The 26379-nt window shown below is 65.0% G+C and carries 22 protein-coding genes; 15 read left to right on the top strand and 7 right to left on the bottom strand.

Features of this window, described 5'->3' with window-relative positions; all coding sequences use genetic code 11:
* Positions 1-3: 3 nt before the first annotated feature.
* From fabF to ABIB06_RS02210, 3 genes are all read right to left on the bottom strand, one after another.
* Positions 4-1266, bottom strand: coding sequence for a beta-ketoacyl-ACP synthase II (gene fabF / locus ABIB06_RS02200; RefSeq protein WP_354045840.1), 1263 nt, complete (start codon positions 1264-1266; stop codon positions 4-6).
* 1 nt (position 1267) lies between these two features.
* Positions 1268-1783 carry a winged helix-turn-helix transcriptional regulator gene (locus ABIB06_RS02205; RefSeq protein WP_354045841.1) on the bottom strand — a complete coding sequence of 172 codons (516 nt, stop codon included), beginning with the start codon at positions 1781-1783 and terminating at the stop codon, positions 1268-1270.
* Between the two features lie 197 nt (positions 1784-1980).
* Positions 1981-2988: a polyprenyl synthetase family protein gene (locus tag ABIB06_RS02210; RefSeq protein WP_247440845.1), complete on the bottom strand. Its 1008-nt coding sequence runs from the start codon at positions 2986-2988 to the stop codon at positions 1981-1983.
* A gap of 132 nt (positions 2989-3120) precedes the next feature.
* Here ABIB06_RS02210 and ABIB06_RS02215 point away from each other — a divergent pair, with 132 nt between their 5' ends.
* The 6 genes from ABIB06_RS02215 (at position 3121) to glyS (ending at position 8783) form a co-directional block, all read left to right on the top strand.
* Positions 3121-3348 (top strand): putative signal transducing protein, encoded by a 228-nt coding sequence (locus ABIB06_RS02215; protein ID WP_354045843.1) that lies wholly within the window; start codon positions 3121-3123, stop codon positions 3346-3348.
* A complete protein-coding gene (locus tag ABIB06_RS02220; protein ID WP_354045845.1) occupies positions 3341-4108 on the top strand; it encodes a tRNA1(Val) (adenine(37)-N6)-methyltransferase in 768 nt (255 codons plus the stop codon). The genes ABIB06_RS02215 and ABIB06_RS02220 overlap by 8 nt, the downstream gene beginning before the upstream one ends.
* A 214-nt stretch (positions 4109-4322) precedes the next feature.
* Positions 4323-5231 carry a S49 family peptidase gene (locus ABIB06_RS02225; RefSeq protein WP_354045846.1) on the top strand — a complete coding sequence of 303 codons (909 nt, stop codon included), beginning with the start codon at positions 4323-4325 and terminating at the stop codon, positions 5229-5231.
* 106 nt (positions 5232-5337) lie between these two features.
* Positions 5338-5529: a hypothetical protein gene (locus ABIB06_RS02230; RefSeq protein ID WP_247440924.1), complete on the top strand. Its 192-nt coding sequence runs from the start codon at positions 5338-5340 to the stop codon at positions 5527-5529.
* A gap of 219 nt (positions 5530-5748) precedes the next feature.
* Positions 5749-6684: a glycine--tRNA ligase subunit alpha gene (locus ABIB06_RS02235; protein ID WP_354045848.1), complete on the top strand. Its 936-nt coding sequence runs from the start codon at positions 5749-5751 to the stop codon at positions 6682-6684.
* Entirely contained in the window at positions 6684-8783 is a 2100-nt protein-coding gene (glyS, locus tag ABIB06_RS02240; protein ID WP_354045850.1) for a glycine--tRNA ligase subunit beta, read from the top strand. Before ABIB06_RS02235 ends, glyS begins: the two co-directional genes overlap by 1 nt.
* A 253-nt stretch (positions 8784-9036) precedes the next feature.
* Here glyS and ABIB06_RS02245 read toward each other — a convergent pair whose 3' ends face one another.
* Positions 9037-9387 carry a DUF1236 domain-containing protein gene (locus tag ABIB06_RS02245; RefSeq protein WP_247340295.1) on the bottom strand — a complete coding sequence of 117 codons (351 nt, stop codon included), beginning with the start codon at positions 9385-9387 and terminating at the stop codon, positions 9037-9039.
* Positions 9388-9608: 221 nt separating this feature from the next.
* On the opposite strand from ABIB06_RS02245, the gene ABIB06_RS02250 reads away from it, so the two are divergent.
* The 3 genes from ABIB06_RS02250 (at position 9609) to ABIB06_RS02260 (ending at position 14628) form a co-directional block, all read left to right on the top strand.
* Complete coding sequence (locus tag ABIB06_RS02250; RefSeq protein WP_007594951.1) at positions 9609-9764, top strand: DUF3096 domain-containing protein; 156 nt, start codon at positions 9609-9611, stop codon at positions 9762-9764.
* Between the two features lie 96 nt (positions 9765-9860).
* Complete coding sequence (gene ppdK, locus ABIB06_RS02255) at positions 9861-12827, top strand: pyruvate, phosphate dikinase (RefSeq protein ID WP_354045853.1); 2967 nt, start codon at positions 9861-9863, stop codon at positions 12825-12827.
* A gap of 346 nt (positions 12828-13173) precedes the next feature.
* Complete coding sequence (locus ABIB06_RS02260; RefSeq protein ID WP_354045855.1) at positions 13174-14628, top strand: cell wall hydrolase; 1455 nt, start codon at positions 13174-13176, stop codon at positions 14626-14628.
* Positions 14629-14631: 3 nt separating this feature from the next.
* Here the strand turns inward: ABIB06_RS02260 and nadC are convergent, their stop codons facing one another.
* Genes nadC through nadA form a run of 3 tightly spaced genes read right to left on the bottom strand, consistent with a single transcriptional unit; the run spans position 14632 to position 18238 of the window.
* On the bottom strand, positions 14632-15510 hold the full coding sequence (nadC, locus tag ABIB06_RS02265; RefSeq protein ID WP_354068487.1) for a carboxylating nicotinate-nucleotide diphosphorylase: 879 nt from the start codon (positions 15508-15510) through the stop codon (positions 14632-14634).
* A gap of 10 nt (positions 15511-15520) precedes the next feature.
* Positions 15521-17122, bottom strand: a complete 1602-nt coding sequence (locus ABIB06_RS02270) for an L-aspartate oxidase (RefSeq protein WP_354045859.1) — start codon at positions 17120-17122, stop codon at positions 15521-15523.
* A 9-nt stretch (positions 17123-17131) separates the two neighbouring features.
* Positions 17132-18238, bottom strand: a complete 1107-nt coding sequence (gene nadA / locus ABIB06_RS02275) for a quinolinate synthase NadA (RefSeq protein ID WP_354045861.1) — start codon at positions 18236-18238, stop codon at positions 17132-17134.
* A 328-nt stretch (positions 18239-18566) separates the two neighbouring features.
* On the opposite strand from nadA, the gene ABIB06_RS02280 reads away from it, so the two are divergent.
* From ABIB06_RS02280 to ABIB06_RS02305, 6 genes are all read left to right on the top strand, one after another.
* The gene (locus ABIB06_RS02280; RefSeq protein WP_354045863.1) at positions 18567-19820 is read left to right on the top strand and encodes an MFS transporter; all 1254 of its coding nucleotides are present in this window, start codon (positions 18567-18569) and stop codon (positions 19818-19820) included.
* Between the two features lie 39 nt (positions 19821-19859).
* Positions 19860-20846, top strand: coding sequence for an acrylyl-CoA reductase (NADPH) (acuI, locus tag ABIB06_RS02285; protein ID WP_354045865.1), 987 nt, complete (start codon positions 19860-19862; stop codon positions 20844-20846).
* A gap of 112 nt (positions 20847-20958) precedes the next feature.
* On the top strand, positions 20959-21558 hold the full coding sequence (locus ABIB06_RS02290) for a hypothetical protein (protein ID WP_354045867.1): 600 nt from the start codon (positions 20959-20961) through the stop codon (positions 21556-21558).
* A gap of 164 nt (positions 21559-21722) precedes the next feature.
* The gene (locus ABIB06_RS02295; protein WP_354045869.1) at positions 21723-21974 is read left to right on the top strand and encodes a DUF6894 family protein; all 252 of its coding nucleotides are present in this window, start codon (positions 21723-21725) and stop codon (positions 21972-21974) included.
* Positions 21975-22323: 349 nt separating this feature from the next.
* Positions 22324-24066, top strand: coding sequence for a methyl-accepting chemotaxis protein (locus ABIB06_RS02300; RefSeq protein ID WP_354045871.1), 1743 nt, complete (start codon positions 22324-22326; stop codon positions 24064-24066).
* 193 nt (positions 24067-24259) lie between these two features.
* Positions 24260-26230, top strand: a complete 1971-nt coding sequence (locus ABIB06_RS02305; protein WP_354068485.1) for a methyl-accepting chemotaxis protein — start codon at positions 24260-24262, stop codon at positions 26228-26230.
* Positions 26231-26379 lie beyond the last annotated feature (149 nt).

The raw sequence follows: 26379 nt of genomic DNA on the forward strand, positions 1-26379 counted from the left end.
TGCCTAGCCGATCCGGCGGAAGATCACGCTGGCATTGACGCCGCCGAAGCCGAACCCGTTGGAGATGGCGTTGAGCATGGGCATCGGCCGGGACGCGCCGGCGACGATGTCGATGCCGTCCGCACCCGGATCAGGGTTTTCGAGATTGAGCGTCGGCGGCGCGATCTGGTCGCGCAGGGCGAGGATAGTGAAGATCGCCTCGAGCCCTCCGGCGGCGCCGAGCAGATGGCCGGTGGCCGATTTGGTCGCGCTCACGGCAATGCCGCGGTGACGGCCGAACAGCGCGGCAATCGCGCCAAGCTCGCTCTCGTCGCCGGCCGGCGTCGACGTCGCGTGCGCGTTCAGGTGCTGCAAGTCCGCGGGCGCAAGCTTCGCCTGTCGGAGCGCGATCTCCATCGCGCGCCGGGCGCCGTCGCCATCAGGCGGACCCGACGTCATGTGATAAGCGTCCGCGGTCGTGCCGTATCCGACGATCTCCGCGATCGGCGTCGCGCCGCGCGCCAATGCATGCTCCAGCTCCTCGATCACCAGGATGCCGGCGCCTTCGCCCATGACAAAACCGTCGCGGTCGCGATCGAACGGCCGCGAGGCGCGTGCGGGCTCGTCGTTGAAGGAGCTCGACAGCGCGCGGGCCGCAGCAAAGCCGCCGAGGCTGACGATGTCGATGCATGCCTCCGCGCCGCCGCAGATCGCCACATCAATCTCGCCTGCGCGGATCATGCGCGCGGCGTCGCCGATCGCCTGAACGCCGGCGGCGCACGCCGTGACCGGTGTGCCCAGCGCACCCTTGTAGCCGTATTTGATCGAGACGTGGCCGGCCGCGAGATTGGCGAGGAAGGAGGGGATCGTGAACGGCGACAGCCGGCGCGGGCCGCGCTGTTCGGTGATGCGCACCGCCTCCGCCATCGCCGGAAAGCCGCCGACACCGGAGGCGATGATCGTCGCGGTTCGTTCCAGTGCGGTCGCATCCTGCGGCGTCCATTTGGACTGCGCGACCGCTTCCGCGGTGGCGAGCAGCGCAAACAGGATGAAGCGGTCCATCTTGCGCTGGTCTTTCGGCGAGGCGGCCTGCGCGGGATCGAAGCCGCCATCCGCGTCATCGGCCTTGTCGGGCACGAGGCCGGCAATGCGCGCGGGCAGCGCCAGCGACCATTCCGGCAGCGGGCGCAGCCCGCTTTGACCGGCCAACAGCCGGCGCCAGGACAGCTCGACACCGCAGCCAAGCGGCGACACCGCGCCCATTCCCGTCACGACGATACGACGCATGTCAGTCTCCCACCGGCGCGATGGCCGGGTTCATGGCTTTGAGCGAGGTCAGCCGTTTACGCATGACACGGCTGGCGCGGGGGCCGGCGATGATGACCGCATTGGCGAGCGTGATCGGCTGCATGTCGGCGGCATCGACCACGACCGGATCGAACGGACGACTATCGTCGCGGTTCGCCAGCAAAATGGATTCGCCTTTCGGCGTGAGATGCTTGTTGCCCCAGGCGAGCAGCGCGACGATCACGGGAAAGAAATCCCGCGCCTTGTCCGTCAGCACATATTCGTAACGCGGCGGCCGCTCGTGATAGCGGCGGCGGACGAACATGCCGCTTTCGGTGAGATGGGCCAACCGTCGCGACAGGATGTTTGGCGCGATGCCGAGGCTTTGCGAAAATTCGTCGAACTTCGTCGCGCCCTGGAACGCGTCCCGCAGGATCAAGATGCTCCACCATTCGCCGACCGTCTCCACGGCGCGGCCGACCGGGCATTCCAGGATGGAGGGGGATTTGGGCTGCATAGGGGGAAAGTAGGAGTGTAGCTTGCGAAATGCAAGTTACTCGTCATTGCGAGCGCAGCGAAGCAATCCAGCGTCTTTCCGCGGAGGCAGACGGGATTTCTTCGCTGCGCTCGCAATGACGATTGTTGATGCAGTCGGGCGCTGTCTCACCGACCTTCGCCGGCAAGACACCGAAATGTGCGGGTAGCGTGCGGGCCCTAATGCGACCGTGCCAGACAGAACGCCACGACCTGCTCCAGTGCGCTCTTCATCGGCGAGGACGGGAACAGCGCCAGCGCGTCCACGGCCATGGCGCCGTAGTGCTGGGCGCGGCTCCGCGTGTCTTCGAGCGCGCGGTGCTTGTTCATCAACCCGATGGCGTGGTCGAGGTCGGTGTCGCCGATCTCGCCGCGCTCGAGCGCGCGGATCCAGAAGGCGCGCTCGGTGTCGTTGCCGCGGCGGAAGGCGAGCACGACGGGCAGCGTGATCTTGCCCTCGCGAAAATCGTCGCCGGTGTTCTTGCCGAGTTTTGCGCTCTTGCCGCCATAGTCGAGCACGTCGTCGACGAGCTGGAAAGCGATGCCGAGATTCATGCCGACTGATCGGCAGGCGGTCTGTTCCGCCTTGGGGCGGTTGGCGATGACAGGGCCGACCTCGCAGGCGGCGGCGAACAGCTCGGCGGTCTTGCCGCGGATCACGGCGAGATATTCGTCTTCGGTGGTCGCGGTGTTCTTGGCGGCGGCAAGCTGCATCACCTCGCCCTCGGCGATGGTCGCGGCGGCCGCGGAGAGGATGTCGAGCGCGCGGAGCGAGCCGACCTCGACCATCATGCGAAAAGCCTGGCCGAGCAGGAAGTCGCCGACCAGCACGCTCGCTTCGTTGCCCCAGAGCATCCGCGCCGACAGCTTGCCGCGGCGCATCTCGCTCTCGTCGACGACGTCGTCGTGCAGGAGCGTGGCGGTATGCATGAACTCGACGGAGGCGGCGAGCTTGATATGTCCGTCACCGGCGTAGCCGGCGAGGTTGGCCATGGCGAGCGTCAGCATCGGCCGCAGGCGCTTGCCCCCGGAGGAGATCAAATGGTTGGCGACCTCGGGGATCATGGTCACGTCCGAACCGGTCCGCGACAGGATCGTGGCGTTGACGCGCTCCATGTCACCGGCGACAAGGACAACCAGCTCTTCGATCGACGCGCCGGGAGTTTCGAAAGGTACGATGACGGCCACGCCGGTCTCCAATATTTGCCCCGGAAGGGCTATTCTGATCGAAAGACAATAGAAACTGGACGGGGATGCGGCAAGGGCCCGTGGAACCATTGACATTGCCGCTTAATCCCCGTCAGGCAGGAGGCCTGTGTTTTGCGAGAACTGGTTCGGACCAACGACATGGTGCTGGTGTCGGCGGTCGGCGCGCTGCTCGACGGCGCCAACATCCATCATCTGGTGCTGGACCAGAACATGAGCATCATCGAGGGCTCGCTGGGCATTTTGCCGCGGCGGATCCTGATTCATGAGGACGACGCCCTCGAGGCCCGGCAGCTCCTGACCGACGCCGGCCTCAGTAACGAACTGCGCAGCGATGAGTGAAGCGCTGACAGACCTCACCGAAGACGCCTTTCTCGGCGGGCAGTTGCGACTGAAGCAGAAGCGGTCCGGCCATCGCGCCGGGCACGACGCCATTTTGCTCGCGGCGGCGACGCAGGCCCAAGCGGGCGACCGCGTGGTCGATCTCGGCGCCGGCATCGGCACAGCCGGGTTGGCGCTGGCCCGGCGCGTGGCCGGTATCAGGCTCAGCCTGGTCGAGATCGATCCGGAACTGGCAGGGCTTGCGCGCGCCAATGCGGCGGCGAATGCGATTGCTGCCGAGACCATCGTGCTCGACGTCACCGCGGACGCACAGGCGTTTGCGGCGAGCGGGCTGGCGCCCGACAGCGTCGACGTGGTGCTGATGAATCCGCCCTTCAACGATCCCGCTCGCCATCGTGGCTCGCCCGATCAAGCGCGCCACACCGCGCATGTGGCGACCGACGAGACGTTGAATGCGTGGGTGCATGCGGCACGGCGCATCCTCCGATCGGACGGCGCGCTGACATTGATTTGGCGCGCAGATGGGATCGCCGACGTTTTGGCAGCGCTGTCACGCGGCTTCGGAAGTCTCGCGATCCTGCCGGTTCATGGCGAAGCGGGACGCCCCGCGATCCGCGTGCTGGTGCGCGCCGTCAAGGGCGGCCGGGCTCCGACGCGCGTGCTGCCGGGCCTCATGCTCAACGACGGGCCGCGCGTGCCGAACAACGAGGTGAGGGATATTCTGGAGGGAAGGGCGGTGTTGCCGCTGGTTGAGCCGTGACGGCCTACTGCGGAAGCGATTCCGACTGCTGCTCTTGCGGAGTCGTCAGGCGGATCGCCGTGAACAGCGCACCGATCAGCAGCATCAGCAGATAGATTTTCATGGTGTTCTCCGCTGGCCCATTGCAGCCTCTCAACGGAGTTTCCGCAAAACACGTTCCGGGCCCTTCCAATGACAGTCGCGTGATAAGAAATGGTTAATCAGAGGTAACGGCATGGCCGAACAATTGAACGATCGTGAGAGTTCCGGCCTGGCCGACAAGCTCATGCAATATCTGCCGGCGCGCTTCCGTCCCGGCACGGCCGTGGTGCCGGTGGTGCGGCTGTCCGGCGTGATCGGCGCGGTGACGCCGCTGCGCCCGGGCATGACGCTCGCGACCGTTGCGCGGGTGCTGGAGCGGGCGTTTTCGATGCGCAACGCCAAGGCGGTGGCGCTGGTGATCAACTCGCCCGGCGGCTCGCCGGTGCAGTCGCGCCAGATCTATCTGCGCATCAAGCAACTCGCGGCGGAGAAGAAGCTGCCGGTGCTGGTGTTCGTCGAGGACGTCGCCGCATCCGGCGGCTACATGATCGCCTGCGCCGGCGACGAGATCATCTGCGATCCGTCCTCGATCCTCGGCTCGATCGGCGTGGTCGGCGGCAGCTTTGGTTTCCAGGAAGCGATCAGGCGGCTCGGCATCGAGCGGCGCCTCTACACCGCCGGTGCGCACAAGGCGATGCTCGATCCGTTCCTCCCCGAGAATCCCGACGACGTCGCCAAGCTGAAGGCGCTCCAGCGCGAGATCCATCGGATCTTCATCGCGCTGGTGAAGGAGAGCCGCGGCACGCGGTTGAAGGGCGACGACGACACCCTGTTCACGGGCGAATACTGGGCCGGCGAAAGCTCAATCGCGCTGGGGCTCGCCGACAGCATCGGCGATCTCCGCTCAACTCTTCGTGCCCGCTTTGGTGAGAAGGTTCTCACGCCCGTGATTGCCCAGCCGACCGGTCTGCTTTCCAGTCTTTTGGGCCGGAAATCGCCGGGCGCCGGGCAGCTTTCGGCCATGGAATCAGTGGCTGGCCTGCCGGACGATCTGATCTCGGCTGTCGAGACACGGGCGATCTGGGCGAAATTCGGGTTCTAGACCGAGGCCGCCCGCGCCATTTCGCCCGGGGCGTGCCGATTGCGGCGCGGCCCGGTCTGCGCAAGAATGCGCGTGGGGGCTGAGCATTGTGAACAAGGAACGACCAATGCCGCCGTTCGTCGCATTCGCGGGCGTCCTGGGCGGGCTTGCCGTGGTCCGCTGGACCTACAAGACCGCTGTCCGGATCAACCGGGAGCTGGAGGAGATGCGCCTCTCGCGCGTCGCCGAGGCCGCCCATAGAGGGGCCGTCCAGACGCTGAAACAGGACCCCGTCACCGGAGCCTACCGGCCGGGTTAGTTGGTGCCGTAGGCTGGGCAAAGCGAAGCGTGCCCACCACCGGCATCGCGATCTTGGAAAGATGGTGGGCACGACGCAATTGCGCCTTGGCCCACCCTGCTCCGTTGTCCCGGAACGATGGAGTGTTTGGCCCGAAACGGCCCCCTTCACCTTGATTCCCACCCCTGCCGTCGATACGGTCCCGCGCGATTCAAACCCCCGCGAGAGCCTGATCTGACGATGGACGCCTCATTGCCCGCCCATATGCGCCCGGAACGCTCGTTCCAGGGTTTTATCCTTGCGCTCCAGCGGTTCTGGGCCGAGCAGGGCTGCGTGATCCTGCAGCCCTACGACATGGAGATGGGTGCGGGCACCTTCCATCCGGCCACCACGCTGCGCGCGCTCGGGCCAAAGCCCTGGAACGCGGCCTATGTGCAGCCCTCGCGCCGGCCCAAGGACGGCCGCTATGGCGAGAATCCGAACCGGATGCAGCACTACTACCAGTTCCAGGTGATCATGAAGCCGTCGCCTCCGAACCTTCAGGAGCTGTACCTGAAGTCGCTTGCCGCGATCGGCATCGATTCCGCCGTGCACGACATCCGCTTCGTCGAGGACGATTGGGAGAGCCCGACGCTGGGCGCCTGGGGCCTCGGCTGGGAGTGCTGGTGCGACGGCATGGAAGTGAGCCAGTTCACGTATTTCCAGCAGGTCGCGGGTGTCGAATGCGCGCCGGTCGCGGGCGAGCTCACCTACGGGCTCGAACGCCTCGCGATGTATGTGCAGGGCGTCGACCGCGTCTACGACCTCAACTTCAACGGCCGCGATGGTGACGCCAAGGTCACCTATGGCGACGTCTTCCTGCAGGCCGAGCGGGAATATTCGAAGCACAATTTCGAAGTCGCCGACACCGCGATGCTGTTCGAGCAATTCAAGATGGCGGAATCTGCCTGCAGGAAATATCTCGACGCGGGCTGGAAGGATAGCAAACGCGAGGCGCATCTGATGGCGCTGCCGGCCTATGACCAGTGCATCAAGGCGAGTCACGTCTTCAACCTGCTCGATGCCCGCGGCGTGATCTCGGTGACCGAGCGGCAGAGCTACATTCTTCGCGTACGCGAGCTGGCCAAGGCCTGCGGCGAGGCCTGGATCCATACTGAAGCGGGCGGAGCAGCCTGATGCCCGATCTTTTGCTTGAACTGTTCTCGGAAGAAATCCCCGCGCGCATGCAGGCCAAGGCGGCCGACGATCTGCGCCGCATGGTCACCGACAAGCTCGTCGCCGAAGGCCTCGTCTATGAGGGCGCGAAGGCGTTCGCGACGCCGCGCCGCCTCGCGCTCACCGTGCACGGCATCCCTGCGCGCCAGCCCGATTTGAAGACCGAACGCCGTGGACCGAAAATGGGCGCGGCCGATGCGGCCGTGCAGGGTTTTCTGAAAGCGACGGGTTTGACGTCGCTGGACGAAGCCAAGATCCAGCGCGACCCGAAGGGCGATTTCTACATCGCGCTAATCGAAAAGCCCGGCCGCGATGCCATCGACGTGCTCGCGGAAATCCTCCCCGTGATCATCCGCACCTTCCCCTGGCCGAAATCGATGCGCTGGGGCGCGCGCTCCGGAAAACCGGGGTCGCTGAGCTGGGTGCGCCCGCTGCATGCGATCACCGCGACCTTCGGGCCCGAGACCGAAGAGCCCGATGTCGTCAAATTCTCAGTGGACGGCATTGAGACCGGCCAGACCACCTACGGTCATCGCTTCATGGCGCCTGACGCGATAAGCGTGCGCCGGTTCGAGGACTACGAAGCCAAGCTGAAGGCTGCAAAGGTCATCCTCGATCCGCAGGCCCGCAACGACATCATCTTTGCGGACGCCAAGGAGCTGACATTCGCGCAAGGGTTCGAACTCGTCGAAGATCAGGTGCTGCTGGACGAAGTATCCGGTCTGGTTGAATGGCCGGTCGTCATGATGGGATCGTTCGAAGCGGAATATCTCGCGATCCCCGAAGAGGTAATCCGCGCCACCATCCGCAACAACCAGAAGTGCTTCGTCGTCAAGGATTCCAAGACCGGCAGGCTGACCAATAAGTTTGTCCTCACCGCCAATATCGAGGCGGCCGACGGCGGCAAGACCATCGTCGCCGGCAACGAACGCGTGATCCGCCCGCGGCTGTCGGATGCGAAATTCTTCTATGAGGCCGATCTGAAGACAAAACTCGAGGATCGGCTTCCGAAGTTCGAGCAGATCGTGTTCCACGAGAAGCTCGGGACGCAGGCCGCGCGCATCAAGCGGATTGAACGCCTCGCCGCCGAGATCGCGCCGCTGGTCGGCGCCGATGCCGCCAAGGCGACGCGCGCCGCACATCTGGCGAAAGCGGATTTGCTGACCGAAGTCGTCGGCGAATTCCCCGAGGTGCAGGGCCTGATGGGCAAGTACTACGCGCTGGCCCAAGGCGAGGACGCTTCCGTCGCCGCCGCCTGCGAGGAGCACTACAAGCCGCAGGGCCCTGCTGATCGCGTGCCGACCGATCCGGTCAGCATCGCGGTGGCGCTCGCCGACAAGCTCGACACGCTCGTTGGTTTCTGGGCCATCGATGAGAAGCCGACGGGGAGCAAGGATCCGTATGCGCTGCGTCGCGCGGCGCTGGGTGTGATCAGGCTGATCGCCGAGAACGCACTGCGTCTGTCGTTCATGAAGGTGGCGGCGTCCGCACTCGCCGGCTTGTCCGTGAAGCCTGCCGATGCGCAGAAGCTTCCGAGCGACCTGTTGGCTTTCTTCGCCGATCGCCTGAAGGTCCAGCTCCGCGAACAGGGCGCGCGTCACGATCTCGTCGACGCCGTGTTCGCGCTCGGTGGTCAGGACGATCTCCTGATGATCGTTCGCCGCGTCGAGGCGCTGGGAAAATTCCTCGAGTCCGACGACGGCAAGAACCTGCTCGCCGGTATCAAGCGCGCCAGCAATATCCTCGGCATCGAGGAGAAGAAGGACAAGCGCACCTTCGATGGTGCGCCGGATGCTGCGCTTTACAGCCTCGACGAGGAAAAGGCGTTGGCGAAGGCAATCGGCGAGGTGCAGGCGGAAGCCAGTGCTGCCGTCGCCAAGGAAGATTTTGCCGCCGCGATGAGCGCGATGGCAAAGCTGCGGCCGCCGGTCGATGCGTTCTTCGAGAAAGTCCGCGTCAACGACGACGACGCGAAAGTGCGCGAAAACCGCCTCAAGCTGCTGAACGAAATCCGCAGCGCCACGCGTGCGGTGGCGGATTTCTCGAAGATCCAGGATTGATCTCGTGCCCCGGACGCAGCGCAGCGCATCTTTGCGGTGCGCTGCAGAGCCGGGGCGCGTACCGCCGGGACTTGGAGCTTCTGGGTCCCGGGTCGCGCTTCGCTTGCCCGGGACACGAGAGCACGCACACGAGATGCACAAAAAAGCCCCGCCCGGCGGGGGGAAGACCGGGCAGGGCCAGATGTCCGATTACACTGCTCGCGTCAGCCTGATTGATGTGACGCGCCGGACATCTAGTTGATCCTTGAAAGCGCTAGTCCATGACCTCGACGATGCGCCGCGAGCGCGGCTCGACCAGCACGGTCTCGCCGTTCACGACGGTGTAGCGATAGGTGGTGGCGCCAAAACGTTGCGGCACGTCATAATAGGTGACGCCGCTTTCGGGTAAGGTGGCACCGACCACCACGCGATCGGGGATACGGAAAGCCGGCACACGTTGTTCGACGACATAGTCGCGGAAAGCCGGCCGCTGTTCGACCGGAATGGTCGGGCCGCTGTCGACGACGACGGGTGCGCGTCCCACCGTGCCGCTTTGCGCCTGCGCCGCAAGGGGCGAGCCGATCGCGGCCGCGAGCGCTGCAAGAGCAAGAATCCTGTTCCGCATGTGCAACTCCTTCGAGAAGGTTTTCGGGAAGCGCCAGCGGCGCAACCGGTTGCCAATGCGCGCGTCTTCGCGATGTTCCGGAAAACACCTGCCGCATTCGCGGCATTTTCGGGCAGTTTTCGCGGAGCCGGGAACTCCCACGTCCCCTGTGCGTCTCTACCCGCGGAACCCGGTCCGCTATGATCCGGCCGCGATTCGCCCCACCCACGGAAAGACAATTCATGCACATCACCGTCGCCCACATCTCGCCAATCCTGTCGCTGCTTGCGGGCGTGCTCATCCTGATCATGCCGCGCCTCCTGAACCTGATCGTCGCGATTTTTCTCATCATAAATGGTGCGATCGGGCTCGGATTGTTGAAGTGGCTCCATCTCTAGGCCTTCATTCTCCGGAACTCTTCGACTTGCGCGGGCCTGCCCAAAGTGGTGTAAGGCGCGCCATTACCCATTCCTCTCGCAGGTTGTGTGCAAGCTATGGCCAAAGCCGCCTCGAAAATCCCAGCGAAATCAAAGTCCTCCGCCAAGGCGAAAGCCGCGCCGGTGGCCCGCAAGGCACTTGCCAAGAGCGCCCCGAAGCCAGTGGCCAAGGCCGCTGCGAAACCCGCTGCCAAGCCGGCTGTGAAGCCTGCCGCCAAGACCGTTTCCAAGACTGTTTCCAAGCGTGCTTCAAAGGCACCGACCAAACCGGTTGCGCCGAAGGTCGCCGTGAAGCTCGCGCCGAGCAAGGCTGCGCCGGCCAAGGCAGCGCCTGTTACGGCCAAGGCCGGCAAGTGGGTCTATACGTTCGGGGACGGCAAGGCCGAGGGCAAAGCGGAGATGCGCGACCTGCTCGGCGGCAAGGGCGCCAACCTCGCCGAGATGGCCAATCTCGGCCTGCCGGTGCCTCCGGGCTTCACCATCCCAACCTCGGTCTGCACCTATTTCTACGCGCACGACAAATCCTACCCGAAGGAATTGCAGTCGCAGGTTGAGAAGGCGCTCGCGCATGTCGGCAAGTTGACCGGCAAGAGCTTCGGCGATTCCAGGAACCCGCTGCTCGTTTCGGTTCGCTCCGGCGGCCGCGCCTCGATGCCGGGCATGATGGACACCGTGCTCAATCTCGGCCTCAACGACGAGACCGTGGAAGCGCTGTCGGAACTGTCGGGCGACCGCCGCTTCGCCTATGACAGCTATCGCCGCTTCATCACCATGTATTCGGACGTGGTGCTCGGCTTCGAGCATCATCATTTCGAGGAAATCCTCGACACCTTCAAGGACGGCCAGGGCTACACGCTCGACACCGACCTCACCGCCGAGGACTGGGTCGATCTGGTCGGCAAATACAAGGACGCAGTCGCGCGCGAGACCGGCAAGGATTTTCCGCAGGATCCGCACGACCAGCTCTGGGGCGCGATCGGCGCGGTGTTTTCTTCCTGGATGAACGCGCGCGCGGTGACCTACCGCAAGCTGCACGACATTCCGGAATCCTGGGGCACCGCGGTCAACGTGCAGGCCATGGTGTTCGGCAACATGGGCGAGACCTCGGCGACCGGTGTTGCCTTCACCCGCAACCCCTCGACCGGCGAGAGCAAGCTTTACGGCGAGTTCCTGATCAACGCGCAAGGTGAGGACGTGGTGGCGGGCATCCGCACGCCGCACGACATCACCGAGGAAGCGCGAAAGGACTCCGGCTCCGACAAGGCGTCGATGGAATCGGCGATGCCGGAGGCCTTCAAGGAGCTGACGCGGATCTACACGCAGCTCGAGAAGCACTACCGCGACATGCAGGACATGGAGTTCACGGTCGAGCAGGGCAAGCTCTGGATGCTCCAGACCCGCGGCGGCAAGCGCACTGCGAAAGCAGCGCTGCGCATCGCGGTCGAGCTCGCCAATGAAGGCCTGATCACCAAGAAGGAAGCGGTGACACGAGTCGACCCCGCTTCGCTCGACCAGCTCCTGCATCCGACCATCGATCCCAACGCCAAGCGCGACGTGATCGCGACCGGTCTGCCGGCCTCGCCGGGTGCGGCTTCCGGCGAGATCGTGTTCTCCTCGGACGAGGCGGCCAAGCTTCAGGCCGACGGACGCAAGGTGATTCTGGTCCGCATCGAGACCAGCCCCGAAGACATCCACGGCATGCATGCCGCCGAAGGCATCCTGACGACCCGCGGCGGCATGACCTCGCATGCTGCGGTGGTCGCGCGCGGCATGGGCAAGCCCTGCGTCTCCGGCTGTGGCACCATCCGCGTCGATTACGGCCGCGGCACCATGAGCATCGGCTCGCGTACCTACAAGACCGGCGACGTCATCACCATCGACGGCTCGCTCGGCCAGGTGCTCGCCGGCCGCATGCCGATGATCGAGCCGGAGCTGTCCGGCGAGTTCGGCACGCTGATGAAATGGGCCGACCAGGTCCGCAAGCTCGGCGTGCGCGTCAACGCCGACACGCCGGAGGACGCGCACACAGCGATCAAGTTCGGCGCGGAAGGCATCGGCCTCTGCCGCACCGAGCACATGTTCTTCGAGGAAACGCGCATCCGCACGGTGCGCGAGATGATCCTCTCCGAGGACGAGCAGTCGCGCCGCGCCGCGCTGGCAAAACTGCTGCCGATGCAGCGCGCCGACTTCGTCGAGCTGTTCGAGATCATGAAGGGCCTGCCCGTCACGATCCGCTTGCTTGATCCGCCGCTGCACGAGTTCCTGCCGCACACCCATGCCGAGGTCGAGGAAGTGGCGCGCGCCATGAACACCGACCCGCGGCGCCTGGCCGACCGCGCGCGCGAGCTGTCGGAGTTCAATCCGATGCTCGGCTTCCGCGGCTGTCGTATCGCGATCGCCTATCCAGAGATCGCCGAAATGCAGGCGCGCGCGATCTTCGAGGCGGCGGTCGAGGCCGAGAAGCGCACCGGCAAGGCCGTCGGCCTCGAGGTGATGGTGCCGCTGATTGCCACCAAGATGGAGCTCGATCTCGTCAAGGCGCGGATCGATTCCACCGCGAAGGCGGTGATGCGCGACACCAACACCAAGCTGACCTATCAGGTCGGTACCATGATCGAGTTGCCGCGCGCCTGCCTGCTCGCGGGCGAGATCGCGGAGAGTGCCGAGTTCTTCTCGTTCGGCACCAACGACCTCACGCAGACGACGTACGGCATCAGCCGTGACGACGCGGCGAGCTTCCTCGGTCCGTACGTGACGAAGGGCATCCTGTTGGTCGATCCCTTTGTGGCGCTCGACCAGGAAGGCGTCGGCGAGCTCGTCAAGATTGGCGTCGCGCGCGGCCGCAAGACGCGCGCCTCGCTCAAGGTCGGAATCTGCGGTGAGCACGGCGGCGATCCGGCCTCAGTCGCCTTCTGCCACGCGATCGGCCTCGACTACGTCTCCTGCTCGCCCTACCGGGTCCCGATCGCTCGCCTCGCCGCGGCGCAAGCCGCGCTCGGCAAGGCGGTCGCGAGCCACGCGTAAATCGAAGAGTTGAAATATTGACAGCGAAGGAGGCGGGGGCAAAACCCCGCCTCTTTCATTTGAAGCACAACGTCGGGGAGGGAACCGCGCGCCTCGCGTAAGGATACGTGCGCGCAAGAGTTCCTTCACCATTCGCGTTGACCAATTGTTTACCTCGTCGCGTGAGGCCGCATTTACCAATGCGCATCGTCGCTCCGTGAAAACACCTGAGATTGCTTGCGTGTGCCGCATGCGCAACGTCGATTAACGCCCCGGCAACCTAAATTAGATACTCACGATAAAGATCGAATTGCACGGATGTACTGCTGCTCGATTTTTCTAGCGTAAGCCTAGCGTGAGCGTAGCGATGTTTTTGTTGCGTAACCATCCGAAGGGCGCGCGGTTCGCGTCCTTCGGCATCGGTCTCTGCATCTTCGCATTGATGCCGAGAGAGACCGGCTATCAGGACATTGCCTCGCTGCTGGCGCGCCAACCCGGCGTCGCTGAGCGCTGGCAAAAGCAGGTGTTCTCTGCTGCATCCTCCATACAGCTCGCCACCTACAGTTTTTCGCGGCCGATCGGCACTTCGGTTCCGCAGAGCACGATGGTTCGCCTCGCAAGCCTCGATGGCCGCGACGTCACCGGCGCGATCAACCGCAACCCGGCGCTTCAGGCGCCGCCCCGCTACCAAGCCTCTGATTTTCCGAAGGTCGATCGCTCCATGAAGGGTGATCGTCTCGCAACGATCACACCGACGCAGGCTCCCGAGGCGAGCGCGCCGACGGCAGCGCCGGCGCAGGAAGATCCCGCGACCTCGAACAGCTCGGTGTTCGGCGCCAAGACCGTCGCGCTGCCACAAGCGATGTCGCCGGAGTCCGCGGCCGCGCTCGATCCCGAGCTCGCGGAAGCACTGCGTGCGCCGCCGCTGCCGCAATACACCAATACGCCACGAGCCAGTGACGCTGCGCGCTCGCTCGCGCTCCAGCCGCTCGAAGCGCTGAAGCAGGCCACCATTCCGGCTGCACCGCCACGCGATCCATTCCGCGTCAAGACATCGAACCTGTTCTTCGGCAGCTCCTCGCTCGGCGGCAATGTCGAGAGCATCGAGAGCTGGCAGCCCGGTGCCGAGCCGCTGATCGTGATGCCCGACCCTGATATGAAGGTGACAGCCTCGTTGACGCCGCCGACGGAGGAGATTGCGAAGGACATCGAGAACGGCGAGAGCGTCGCGCCGAAGGGCGAGGTCAACGTCGACAACCAGCGCGCCAGATCGCCGGCGGAGCGGCTCGCACTCGACGACAAGTCGCGCGTGAAGTCCGAGAAGTGCCTCGCGGAGGCTGTCTACTTTGAATCGCGCGGCGAGGCCGTGCGCGGCCAGATGGCGGTTGCGCAGGTGGTGATGAACCGCGTGTTCTCCGGCAAATATCCAGATACCGTGTGCGGCGCGGTCTATCAGAACAAGCATCGCCATCTCGCCTGCCAGTTCACCTTCGCCTGCGACAACAACGCCGACGTGATCCGCGAACCCGAGATGTGGGAGCGTGCGAAGAAGATCTCGAAGGCGATGCTCGACGGCCAGATATGGCTGCCCGAGGTCGGCAAGTCGACGCACTACCACGCCTATTGGGTGCGCCCGTCCTGGGTCGCCGAGATGAAGAAGATGTACAAGACCGGCGTCCACACCTTCTATCGCCCGCGCGCGTGGGGCGACGGCAGCGAGGAGCCGAGCTGGGGCACCCCGGCGCAAACCGCCGCGCTCTCCGCCGAGCTCACCCAGGAAGCCAAGAGCTCCGCCGAGATGGGCGCGACCGAGCGGCGGTAGCCGCTAAGCTTCGATGTCCAACGCGCAATCGAAATTCGGCGCCGAATGCGTCAACGCGCCTGCCGACGCATAATCAACGCCGGTCGCTGCGATCGCGGCGATCGAATCCAGCGTGACGCCGCCGGAGACCTCCAGTTTGAGGCGCCCCTCGTTGAGCCTGACCGCATCGCGCAGCGTCGCATTGTCCATGTTGTCGAGCAGGACGGCATCGGCGAGGCCGGTGTCGAGCACCTCGCGCAGCTGCGACAGCGTATCGACCTCGATCTCGATCTTGACGAGATGGCCGGCATGGGCGCGGGCGCGCTCGAGCACGGGGCGGATGCCGCCGGCGACCGCGATGTGGTTGTCCTTGATCAGGATCGCGTCATCGAGACCGAAGCGGTGATTGAAGCCGCCGCCGCAGCGCACCGCATATTTCTCCAGTGCGCGCAATCCCGGCGTGGTCTTTCGCGTGCAGCAGATCCGCATCCTGGTGCCTTCGGTGCGCGCAACGTAGGCCGCCGTGAGCGTCGCAACGCCCGACAGGCGGCCGACGAAATTCAGCGCGGTCCGCTCCGCCGTGAGAATGGCGCGTGCCGGCCCGGAGATCGTCAGCACCTGCTGGCCGCGGGCGACGAGCGCGGCGTCGCGAACATGTGCGCGCACCTCGATGTCGGGTGAAAATTTTTGCAAGGTTGCGAGCGCCAGCGGCAATCCCGCGATCACGCCGGACTGGCGTGCGACCAGGATCGCCTGTGCCTTGGTTGCTTCGGGAATCGTCGCCAGCGAGGTGATGTCGCCGGCGCGGCCGAGATCCTCGCCGAGCGCGCGCTGCACGGCCTCGTCGATCGCGAGCGGGGAGAGGAAGGCGTCGGGATAGAGCAGAGAAGTCGGGGTGATCATGGGGTTTCCTTCAGGCGATTATAGGTTGCGCGGCGCGTGAGAGCGGACGTTCGGTCAAGCTGTCCGCGACCTCGCGTGTCGCCGAGAGCGTGGTCATGGTGCGTTGTGCCAGCGCAGGTGCATCGGCCGGATGGTCGGACCGGAAATGCGCGCCGCGGCTTTCGCGCCGGTTCCAGGCGGAGCCCGCCACAAGCAGGGCTGCCGTTGCCATGTTGCAGACTGCGATGCTCGTGGCCTCGCGTTCGAGCGTGGCGAAGCTGCGAACCGCTTCCGCGAGCCCGTCGCCGTCGCGGATCACGCCGACATGCGCGCTCATCATCGTCCGCAGCCGCTTCACGGCCGCAGCATCCGGCGCGCCGCCGCGCGGCATCACCACGTCCGAAAGACGGGCAGGCGAGGGGATCGTGCGCCCGGCGATGTCGTCGGCGATGCGCGCGGCATAGACCACGGCCTCCAACAGCGAATTCGAGGCGAGGCGATTGGCACCATGCGCGCCGGTGGACGACACTTCGCCGCCGGCCCAGAGCCCGTCGATCGAGCTGCGGCCGCGATCGTCCACCGCGATGCCACCCATATGATAGTGCGCCGCCGGTGCGATCGGAATGGCCTGCGTGGCGGGATCGATGCCGGCGGCGATGCAGCTCGCATGCACCGTTGGAAATCTTTCGGCGAAGCGCGCGCCCAGCGCCTGCCGCGCATCGAGGAAGGCGCCGCGCCCGACCGCGATCTCCGCGAATACGCCGCGAGCCACGATGTCGCGCGGTGCGAGCTCGGCAAGCGGATGGCGCGCCGCCATGAAACGCTCGCCATGGCCGTTGATTAGCGTCGCGCCTTCGCCGCGCAGAGCTTCAGTCGCGAGCGGCGCCGGATCGCGTCCGGCCATGATGGCGGTCGGGTGGAATTGCACGAACTCGGGATCTGCAATCACCGCGCCCGCGCGCGCGGCGATCGCAAGGCCGGATCCGCTGGCCTCGTGCGGATTGGTGGTGACGGCATAGAGATGTCCGATGCCGCCGGTGGCGAGCACCACCGTGCGAGCGGCGAGCAGGATCGGCAGCGCGGCGAAATTGCCGGCTTCACGCAATTGAAGACCGGTGACGGCGCCATCCTCGGTCAACAGCGCTTCGGCGACGAGACCTTCGATCAGTCGGATCGACGGCGTGCGCCGCACGGCATCGCTCAGCGCGGCAATGATGGCCGCCCCCGCACCATCGCCTCGCACGTGAACGATGCGCCGCGCGGAGTGTGCGGCTTCGCGCCCGACTGCGAGCTTGCCTTCGAGATCGCGGTCGAACGGCACGCCATAGGCGAGAAGATCGTGAACCCGTGGGGCGGCCTCGCGCGCGATTCCCAGTGCCACCGCTTGGTCGACGAGGCCGCCGCCGACCGAAATCGTATCCGCAGCATGTGCTTCCGGCGTATCGCCTTCGGCTACTGCCGCCGCGATGCCGCCTTGCGCCCATGCGGACGACGCGCCCTGTCCCAGCGGCGCGGCCGAGATCAATGTCACCGGTCGCGGCGCGAGTTTTAGCGCGCAGAACAATCCGGCAAGCCCGCCACCGACGATGACGACGTCGTCGGAACGGGTGAGGTTATCGATGTTATCTTGCATGTCGTGCTCTCAGTTCTTCAGATTGATCATCCGCTCGACCGAACGCCTTGCGCGTTCCGCGAGCGCGGGATCGATCGTCACCTCCTCGCGGAGCATCAGCAGGCTCTCCAGAATGTTGGCGAGCGTGATGCGCTTCATGTGCGGGCAGATATTGCAGGGGCGCAGCATCTCCACATCGGGGAGCTCGGCGCGCACATTGTCGGCCATCGAGCATTCCGTGATCATCACCAGCCGCCTCGGCCGCTTTTCGCGCACCCAGTTGATCATATGCGCGGTCGAGCCCGTGAAGTCGGCCTCAGCCAGCACATCCGGCGGGCATTCGGGATGCGCGATGATTTGCACGGAGGGATCGGCCTCGCGGTAGCTGCGCAGCTCCGCGCCCGTAAAGCGCTCGTGCACCTCGCAGGCGCCCTTCCACGCGATGATCTTCACGTCGGTCTTCGAAGCCACGTAGGTGGCGAGATAGCGATCGGGCAGGAAGATCACGCTTGGCACGCCCAGGCTCTCGACCACCTGCACGGCGTTCGACGAGGTGCAGCAGATGTCGACCTCGGCCTTCACCTCCGCCGAGGTGTTGACATAGGCAACGACGGGCACGCCGGGAAATTTTTCGCGCAGCAGGCGAACGTCCGCGCCGGTAATGCTGGCGGCGAGCGAGCAGCCGGCGCGCGTATCAGGGATCAGCACCATCTTGTCCGGATTGAGCAGCTTTGACGTCTCCGCCATGAAGTGCACGCCGCACTGGACGATGATGTAGGCCTTCACCTTGGTGGCTTCGACCGCGAGCTGGAGTGAATCGCCGCCGATGTCGGCGACGCAGTGGAAGATCTCCGGCGCCTGGTAATTGTGCGCGAGGATCACCGCGCCCCGCGCGCGCTTTAGCTCGTTGATCGCCTTGATGGTCGGCGCCATCAGCGGCCACTCGATTGGCGGGATCACGTGCTTGACGCGCTCATAGAGCGGCGCGGTGGCGCGCTCGACCTCCGGCGTCCATTCCAGCGAAGGCATCGGCAGCGGAGGTCCAGTTCGCGCCGGCGCGGCCCGGGGCGAGGTGGTGACCTGGCCCTGCGGCCGGTTGGCAAAGTCGTCGGGGCCGTAAATTCCAGTTAGCGGCATTGAAGCCTCCCGTACATGTCATATATACTCAATATGAGTATATGTAGAGCCCGAGAAATCCGACCGAAAGGCCGGTGGAGCCTCTGATATGCTCAATCTGAGTAAATTGAAGATAACACGTCTTGGAGAGGGTCGCTAGGTCCCGCCGCACACATTCTCGTCAAGGCGTGGCGCATCTCGCCCAGGAGGTCTCGGCGAAACGCAATGCTCCCGCGGCAGCTCTTCGTGGAACGCAATCATTTTTGACTTGGGGTTTTCATGCACCTGCATTAAACGCCTGACTCGTGGCGGCCTATTCCGGATGCGCCACCGACTGATGGGGAACACCATGTCGATTCAAGCGGGCAAGCTCGGTCCGGTTTCGCGTTCCTCCTCCTGGCGCACGCCGGCGATCATCATTCTCTGCGGTTGTGCAATCGGCATGCTCGGCTTCGGCCCGCGCTCGGCGCTGGGCTTCTTCGTGCAGCCGATGAGTCACGAGTTCGCCTGGGGGCGCGACGTGTTCGGCCTCGCCATCGCTTTTCAGAATTTGCTGTGGGGACTGGGCCAGCCCGTCGCCGGCGCAGTCGCCGATCGCTTCGGCCTGTTCCGGGTGATGTGCGTCGGCGCTCTGCTTTATGCCGGCGGCCTGCTCCTGATGCGCTACTCCTCGACGCCGCTGTCGCTCAACATCGGCGCGGGCGTCATGGTCGGCTTCGGCCTTGCCGGCTGCTCGTTCAATTTGGTGCTGTCGGCGTTCACCAAGCTGCTGCCGGCGGAAAAGCGCGGCCTTGCGCTTGGCGCCGGCACTGCGGCGGGCTCGTTCGGGCAGTTTCTGTTCGCGCCGATCGGCGTGGCGCTGATCGACAATTTCGGCTGGCAGCAGGCGCTCACCGTGTTCAGCTTCCTGATGCTGCTGATCATCCCGCTGTCGCTGGCGCTCTCGACCCCACCGGTCGCAAGCACCGCCACCGCGGCGCCGGCGGACGAGCAGACCTTCACCAAAGCACTCGCGGAGGCCTTCGGCCATCGCTCCTACGTGCTGCTGGTGCTCGGCTTCTTCACCTGCGGCTTCCAGCTCGCCTTCATCACCGTGCATCTGCCGGCCTTCCTGGTCGATAGCGGCATCTCCACGCAAACCGGCGGCTGGGTGATCGCGGCGATCGGCCTGTTCAACATCATGGGATCGCTGAGCGTCGGCTATCTCCAGAACTCACTACCCAAGCGCTACATCCTCTCGACCATCTATTTTACCCGCGCGCTTGCGACGCTTGCCTTCATCTCGTTCCCGATTACGCCGTTCTCGGCGATCGCGTTCGGTGCGGTCTCGGGCCTGACGTGGCTGTCGACGGTGCCGCCGACCTCGGCGCTGGTCGCATTGATGTTCGGCACGCGCTGGTTCGCCACCCTCTATGGCTTTGCCTTCGTCAGCCATCAGGTCGGCGGCTTCCTCGGCGTCTGGCTCGGTGGCATCGTATTCGAGCGGTTCGGTTCCTACACGCCGATCTGGTGGCTCTCGATCCTGTTTGGCGTGCTCTCCGCGCTGATCAATCTTCCGATCGTGGAGAAACCTGTCGTCCGAGCGGTTGCGCAGCCTGCCTGATCGGCTAAACATCCCTGAAACAAGTCAGGGAGTTTTGCTATGGCCAATTTCAAGGCGATCCGGATCGACAAAGCGGACAAGGGCACCACCGCGCAGCTCACGCAGTTCGACGAAGCAGAGCTGATGGAGGGCGACGTCACCGTTCGCGTGGAATGGTCGACGCTGAACTACAAGGACGGCCTCGCGCTCACCGGCAAGGCGCCGGTGGTGCGTCGCTTCCCGATGATCGCCGGCATCGATTTCGCCGGCACGGTCGAGCGGTCCTCGCATCCGCAGTGGAAGGCGGGCGACAAGGTTGTCTGCACCGGCTGGGGCATGGGCGAGACCCATCTCGGCGCCTATGCCGAGAAGGCGCGGGTGAAGGGCGACTGGCTGGTCGCCTTGCCGCAGGGCCTGTCGGCGCGCGACGCCATGGCGATCGGCACCGCCGGCTTCACCGCGATGCTGTCCGTGCTGGCGCTGGAGAAGCACGGGCTGTCGCCGAAGAGTGGTCCGGTCGTGGTGACGGGCGCGGCCGGCGGCGTCGGCTCGGTTGCGACCGCCGTGCTCTCGAAGCTCGGCTATCACGTCATCGCGTCCACCGGCCGTGCGTCCGAAGCCGACTATCTGAAGGAGATCGGCGCAACTGAGGTGATCGACCGCAACGAATTGTCGGCGGCGGCCAAGCCCATTGGCAAGGAACGCTGGGCTGGTGGCGTCGACAGTGTCGGCTCGACCACGCTCGCGAATCTGCTGTCGATGACGAAGTACGGCGGCGCGATTGCGGCGTGCGGCCTGGCTGCCGGCATGGACCTGCCGTCTTCTGTCGCACCCTTCATTTTGCGCGGGGTGTGCCTTCTCGGCATCGATTCCGTGATGTGCCCGATGGAGCCGCGGAAAGCCGCCTGGCAACGCCTGGCGTCCGATCTGGATCGGACAAAACTAGCTGAAATTACTCACGAAATTCCGCTCTCTGAAGTTCCGGAGTGGGGCGCGAAAATCCTCGCCGGCCAGGTCCGCGGTCGCATCGTGGTAAAAATTGTCTAACGACGTTCAGACTTTACCAACCAAGCTGCTTCAATGTCGCCATGGTTAGTATGGTAAGCAGCGGGTAAAGAGATAAGGCATAGCCCGCTGCGGGGGTGGTTCGGAGTTGAGCATGCTTGCGCGTATTGTGTTGGGGGCGGTCACGGCGGTAGCGACGTTTGCGCCGGCCATTGCTGGAAGCATGAACGCCGACGAGGCGCGCCGCTTCGTCGCCGGCAAGGTGTTTGCGTTCACCTGTTTTGACGGCACCCGCGGCGCGGGCCGCATCATGGACGACCTCGGCGCCGCCGGCGCCGTGCAGTTCTCGGGCGCAGGTCCGGTGAAGCATCTCCGCCTGCCCGGCAACACGCTTCAGATCCGCGGCCAGAACGTCTGCGCCTCGATCAAGGGCATTCCGTTCGAGCCCTGTTTCAACCTTGAAAAGACCGACGATCGCAGTTTCCGCGGCTCGGTGTCGGGGATGGGCTTCGCCTATTGCGACTTCCATCATCAGGGCGGCAACCAAATGCTGATGGCGCGCGCCGCGGCGCGGCCGCGCTCGCTGCGCAACTCGGAACACACGGGTTCGGTCGGTGCGTCCAACACCGAAGTCGCCGCGCGCGTCGAGACCCCGCGCGTCGAGAGCAGCCGGCTCGAGCCGGTGAAGCCGGAAGCCAAATCAGAGCCCGCCAAGAACGACGCCCCGCTGGAGTTGCGCCGCTCGACCCAGTGAGTTTGCTGCGCGGGACAGTCCGCGCACTTTGTCGTTGAGAGCTGCCGTCGAACACGAAGCCGCCGCGCCGTAGTCATACGGGCGGCGGCTTTTATGCGTTGGTAGCTGTTCGCGCCCCAATTTGCGTACGGCCGGGGGGCGCGGCCCGATAAAAGGGTTCGACGATGTCGCTGTATTTCTTCCGTATCAGCACGGGCCGCTATTCCGGCGCTGCCGACCAGCCATACGAGTTCGAGGATCGTGCCGCGGCCTGGACCGAGATGACCGAGGTCTGCGCCAATTTGCTCGGCGGCATCTCGCGCAACCTGAAGCCGAACGCCGAGTGGCGCATGGAGCTGCTCGACGAGAACAAGAAGCCGGTGTTTCGTATCAGTCTCGTCGGTGAGAGCCATCCGCTTCCCAACCGCATCGACTGATCTTCGGGGCGAGCGGGCGACCATCGTGGCGGCTGTCCTCGGCACCGTGCGCACCGCCTGACGGCGGCATCGCGCCCAGATGCAAGCCGAACGCGAAATCCGCTCCGTCAGCGATGACGCGCTCGCGCAAGGGGATCGACGTTAACGCACGTGACCTCCGTAAATTCGCGAAGCATGTTTCGATTGCGCGGAATGGTTGCGATAATCCGGCAATTGGAGCGGCATATTCAGTATTTCTACCCAAGCGGTGTCGCCTCCCGCTTAACGTTAATGGAAAGCTCGCAGACTAATCTCCCACGCTATTCACGCGCTTCGTCGCGGCGACAATGCGTATCCCGGGGATTTTTCGATGATGTTCATTCAGAACCTGCGAATCGGCACCAAGCTCGCCATCACCTCGGCGCTGACCCTCGCGCTCGTCGCGCTGATGATCCTGCTCCAGATGAGCGGAGGCGCCGAGGTCCAGAAGCTCAGCAATGGCGCATCGGGACAGCAGGCGGTCGCGCAAAACGCCGCGGAAGCGAAGGCGTCGGTGCGGGGAATGCAGATCGGCATTCGCGACATCCTGACGTCCGGCTCGCCGACCGAGATGCAGAAGGCCACCAGCTATTTCAACGACCGGCAGACGGCGGCCCTGAAGTTCTCCGGTGAAATGGCAAGGCTCTCGCAATCGCCGGAGAACCACAAGCGTATCGACCGCCTGACCGTGTTGATCGGCAGTTTCCAGAAGGGCGCGCAGCAGATCGAGGCGATCCGCAAGCAGGAGCTCGCGCTTGAGTCAAAGAAGGACGGCGAAGCGGCGACGCAATTGGCAAAGCTGACTGCTGAGGTCGACCACATCCGCAAGGAAGTGCTGGCTCCGATCAACGCAGAAATATCGGAACTCGCCGACCAGATCACGAATTTTGCCAAGCAGAAAAGTGCAGAGGCGCGCACGGCGGCGGAAGCAGAGGCTGCGTCCGTTGCGCGGACGTCGTTCATCGCCGCTGTGGTGGTCGCGTTCGTCCTGATCGGCGCCTGCGTCTTCTCGATCTTCAGCATTGCCCGTCCCATGCGCGCCCTGACTGCCGCGATGGAGAAGCTCGCCGGCGGCGACTTCGCCGTGGTGCTACCTGGCCTCGGCCGTAAGGACGAGGTCGGCGGCGTTGCCGGCGCGGTCGAAAAATTCAAGACCGTATCCGAGCGGACAGCGCGCGAGGAAGCGGAAGCCAAGATGCGGCAGGACCAGATCGCGGCCGAGCAGCGCAAGGCCGAGATGCGCAAGCTTGCCGACAGTTTCGAAGGCGCCGTCGGCGAGATCGTCGGAACGGTGTCGTCGGCCTCGACCGAGCTCGAAGCGTCCGCCACGACGCTGACCTCGACCGCCGAGCGCACGCAACGGCTCACGACCGTGGTTGCGGCAGCCTCGGAGGAAGCCTCGACCAACGTGCAGTCGGTGGCGTCGGCAACGGAAGAGCTGTCGTCTTCGATTACGGAGATCAGCCGGCAAGTCCAGGAATCCGCGCGTGTGGCAAGCGAGGCGGTCGGCCAGGCGCGCACCACGACCGAGCGCGTCAGCGAACTGTCCAAGGCCGCGACGCGGATCGGCGACGTGGTCGAGCTGATCAACACCATCGCCGGCCAGACCAACCTGCTGGCGCTCAATGCGACCATCGAGGCGGCACGGGCCGGCGAGGCCGGACGCGGCTTTGCCGTGGTCGCTTCCGAGGTCAAGGCGCTGGCCGAGCAGACCGCGAAGGCGACCGGCGAGATTGGCCAGCAGATCGCCAGCATCCAGACCGCGACCGAGCATTCGGTCGGCGCCATCAGGGACATCAGCGACACCATCGAAAAGCTGTCGGAGATTTCCTCGGCCATCGCGGCGGCCGTCGAGGAGCAGGGCGCGGCGACGCAGGAGATTTCCCGCAACGTGCAGCAGGCGGCGGAAGGCACCCATCAAGTCTCGTCCAACATCACCGACGTGCAGCGCGGCGCGAGCGAGACCGGTTCGGCATCGTCGCAGGTGCTGGCAGCCGCACAGTCATTGTCCGGCGACAGCAACCGGCTCAAGCTCGAGGTCGGCAAGTTCCTCGATACCGTCCGCGCAGCTTGACGGGGCATGTCCTGAGAGAACTGCAACCGCCGCGCGTACAAGCGCGGCGTTTGCGCGGGGGCACATTGCGGCGCCGTGACGAAGACCGCGCAGGGTTAACCTTGCGGAAAACCGATGCGGTCATGATCCCCGCAATATTCCGGGCGCTGAGTCGCCCTCCTTGTATTGCGTATCGACGTATTGGAGCACACTCATGAGCGGCCTTTCCATCCGTCTCACTCATAAGGTCATGGCCATCGGACTCTTCGGCCTGGTCGGTCTCGCCGCCTTCGGCGCAATCTACCAGATCGGCAGCCTCTCCCAGGACGCCTCCCGGGCCGTCGCCAACCGTGCTCGTGCGATCGCCGATCTGAACAAGCAGCTCTCGATCGAGATGCTGGAGGCGCGGCGCAACGAGAAGAACTTTCAGCAGCGCCGAAACGAGAGCTACGCCAAGGCGCATGCCGAGCTGATAGGCCCGATCAACCGCGATTTCGACGAGGTCGAGCGGCTGATGACGGCCGGCGGCATGAGTACGCTCTCAGAGAGGATGAAGGAAGCGCAGGGCGGCTTCAAGCGCTATGCGTCGGACTTCAATGCGCTGGTCGGCGCCGAGACCCGGCTCGGCCTGAACGAGACCCTGGGCCTGTCCGGCTCGCTCCGCGCCGCGGTGCACGACATCGAGGCCAAGCTCAAGGAGATCGACGATCCGCGGACCACGAGCTGGATGCTGATGATGCGCCGGCACGAGAAGGACTTCATGCTGCGGCGCGACCCAAAATACATTGTCGAGATGAAGAAGGCTGCAGCCGAATTCTCCAAGGCGATAGAGCTCGTCGCAATCCCTACGGAGGCGATGAACGAGGTCACGGCCGAGCTGCAGAAATATCAGTCCGAGTTCGCGTCCTGGGCGGAGACGGCGCAGCAAACCGCGGCACTCGACGCCAGCATGATGAAGACGTTCCGTGGGTTAGAACCGGGTATGATCGAGGTGCGCAACACAGTCGAAGACCTGTATAAGCAGGCCGAGGCGGCGGAAGCTGCGACCCGCGATTCCGTACGCCTGTGGATGGCCGTCGCCTTCGGCGTCACCGTTGTGGTGCTCGCCGCGGTCGGCTTCCTCCTGGGACGCTCGATCTCGAAAGCGCTTGCCGGCATGGTCGGTGCGATGACGCGGCTTGCGCGCGGCGAGCTTTCGACTTCCGTTCCCGGCATCGGGCGCAGGGACGAGATCGGTGAGATGGCTGGTGCCGTCGAGGTGTTCAGGACCAACATGGCGGAGGCCGAGCGGCTGCGCACTGAGCAGGTCGCAGCCGATGTGCGCGGTCGCCAGCAGCGCAAGGCCGACATGCAGGAGCTCGCCGACAATTTCGAGGGCGCGGTCGGCGAGATCATCGAGACCGTGTCGTCGGCGGCAACCGAGCTCGAGGCATCCTCGAACACGCTGACGCAGGCCGCCGAGCGCGGCAACGGGCTTGCCACCGTCGTGGCGGCGGCCTCCGAAGAGGCTTCCGCCAACGTACAGTCGGTGTCTTCCGCGAGCGAGGAAATGACCTCCTCGATCTCCGAGATCAGCCGTCAGGTGCAGGAATCGGCGCGTGTCGCCGACGTCGCCGTCGAGCAGGCCCAGCGCACCAATGGGCGCGTCGCCGAGCTGACCAAGGCCGCCTCCCGCATTGGCGACGTGGTCGAGCTGATCAACACCATCGCCAGCCAGACCAATCTGCTGGCGCTCAACGCGACGATCGAGGCGGCACGGGCGGGCGAAGCCGGCAAGGGCTTTGCCGTGGTCGCAACCGAGGTGAAGGCGCTCGCCGAGCAGACTGCGAAAGCCACCGGCGAAATCAGCCAGCACATCGGTGCGATCCAGACCGCGACGCAAGACTCAGTCGGTGCGATCAAGGAGATCGGCGACACCATCGCGCGGATGTCGGAAATCTCGTCGGCCATCGCCGCCGCGGTCGAGGAGCAGGGCGCCGCCACGCAGGAGATCTCCCGCAACATTCAGCACGCCGCGCACGGCACCTCCGAAGTCTCGGCGAATATCGGCGACGTCCAGCGCGGCGCAGGCGAAACCGGGGCTGCCTCGGCGCAGGTGCATTCGGCCGCGCAATCGCTGTCGCAGGAGAGCAACCGGCTGAAGAGCGAGGTCGCGCGCTTCCTGGAGTCGGTGCGGGCTGCATGACGGCGGCCACTTAGGTTGAATGCTGCGAGCAAGCGTAGCGCTGCGCGTCGCAGCATGAGGCGCCGTTGCAGCTGCAACAGACAGTTGCAGGAGAAATAGTGACGGTTAGGCCCATCCCGTAGTTTTACGTAGGCTCCTGTTAACGGGTG

The organism is Bradyrhizobium sp. LB8.2 (assembly GCF_040548035.1).
GTDB lineage: Bacteria > Pseudomonadota > Alphaproteobacteria > Rhizobiales > Xanthobacteraceae > Bradyrhizobium.

What these genes read in the sequence shown, in the direction of transcription:
- ABIB06_RS02290 (WP_354045867.1), top strand. Translation starts at nt 20,959, where the DNA reads ATGCTTGCGCGTATTGTGTTGGGGGCGGTCACGGCGGTAGCGACGTTT.
- nadA (WP_354045861.1), bottom strand. Translation starts at nt 18,238, where the DNA reads ATGCCGCTAACTGGAATTTACGGCCCCGACGACTTTGCCAACCGGCCG.
- ABIB06_RS02230 (WP_247440924.1), top strand. Translation starts at nt 5,338, where the DNA reads ATGCCGCCGTTCGTCGCATTCGCGGGCGTCCTGGGCGGGCTTGCCGTG.
- ppdK (WP_354045853.1), top strand. Translation starts at nt 9,861, where the DNA reads ATGGCCAAAGCCGCCTCGAAAATCCCAGCGAAATCAAAGTCCTCCGCC.
- ABIB06_RS02225 (WP_354045846.1), top strand. Translation starts at nt 4,323, where the DNA reads ATGGCCGAACAATTGAACGATCGTGAGAGTTCCGGCCTGGCCGACAAG.
- nadC (WP_354068487.1), bottom strand. Translation starts at nt 15,510, where the DNA reads ATGATCACCCCGACTTCTCTGCTCTATCCCGACGCCTTCCTCTCCCCG.
- ABIB06_RS02295 (WP_354045869.1), top strand. Translation starts at nt 21,723, where the DNA reads ATGTCGCTGTATTTCTTCCGTATCAGCACGGGCCGCTATTCCGGCGCT.
- glyS (WP_354045850.1), top strand. Translation starts at nt 6,684, where the DNA reads ATGCCCGATCTTTTGCTTGAACTGTTCTCGGAAGAAATCCCCGCGCGC.
- ABIB06_RS02270 (WP_354045859.1), bottom strand. Translation starts at nt 17,122, where the DNA reads ATGCAAGATAACATCGATAACCTCACCCGTTCCGACGACGTCGTCATC.
- ABIB06_RS02260 (WP_354045855.1), top strand. Translation starts at nt 13,174, where the DNA reads ATGTTTTTGTTGCGTAACCATCCGAAGGGCGCGCGGTTCGCGTCCTTC.
- ABIB06_RS02280 (WP_354045863.1), top strand. Translation starts at nt 18,567, where the DNA reads ATGTCGATTCAAGCGGGCAAGCTCGGTCCGGTTTCGCGTTCCTCCTCC.
- fabF (WP_354045840.1), bottom strand. Translation starts at nt 1,266, where the DNA reads ATGCGTCGTATCGTCGTGACGGGAATGGGCGCGGTGTCGCCGCTTGGC.
- ABIB06_RS02305 (WP_354068485.1), top strand. Translation starts at nt 24,260, where the DNA reads ATGAGCGGCCTTTCCATCCGTCTCACTCATAAGGTCATGGCCATCGGA.
- ABIB06_RS02220 (WP_354045845.1), top strand. Translation starts at nt 3,341, where the DNA reads ATGAGTGAAGCGCTGACAGACCTCACCGAAGACGCCTTTCTCGGCGGG.
- ABIB06_RS02205 (WP_354045841.1), bottom strand. Translation starts at nt 1,783, where the DNA reads ATGCAGCCCAAATCCCCCTCCATCCTGGAATGCCCGGTCGGCCGCGCC.
- acuI (WP_354045865.1), top strand. Translation starts at nt 19,860, where the DNA reads ATGGCCAATTTCAAGGCGATCCGGATCGACAAAGCGGACAAGGGCACC.
- ABIB06_RS02250 (WP_007594951.1), top strand. Translation starts at nt 9,609, where the DNA reads ATGCACATCACCGTCGCCCACATCTCGCCAATCCTGTCGCTGCTTGCG.
- ABIB06_RS02300 (WP_354045871.1), top strand. Translation starts at nt 22,324, where the DNA reads ATGATGTTCATTCAGAACCTGCGAATCGGCACCAAGCTCGCCATCACC.
- ABIB06_RS02235 (WP_354045848.1), top strand. Translation starts at nt 5,749, where the DNA reads ATGGACGCCTCATTGCCCGCCCATATGCGCCCGGAACGCTCGTTCCAG.
- ABIB06_RS02245 (WP_247340295.1), bottom strand. Translation starts at nt 9,387, where the DNA reads ATGCGGAACAGGATTCTTGCTCTTGCAGCGCTCGCGGCCGCGATCGGC.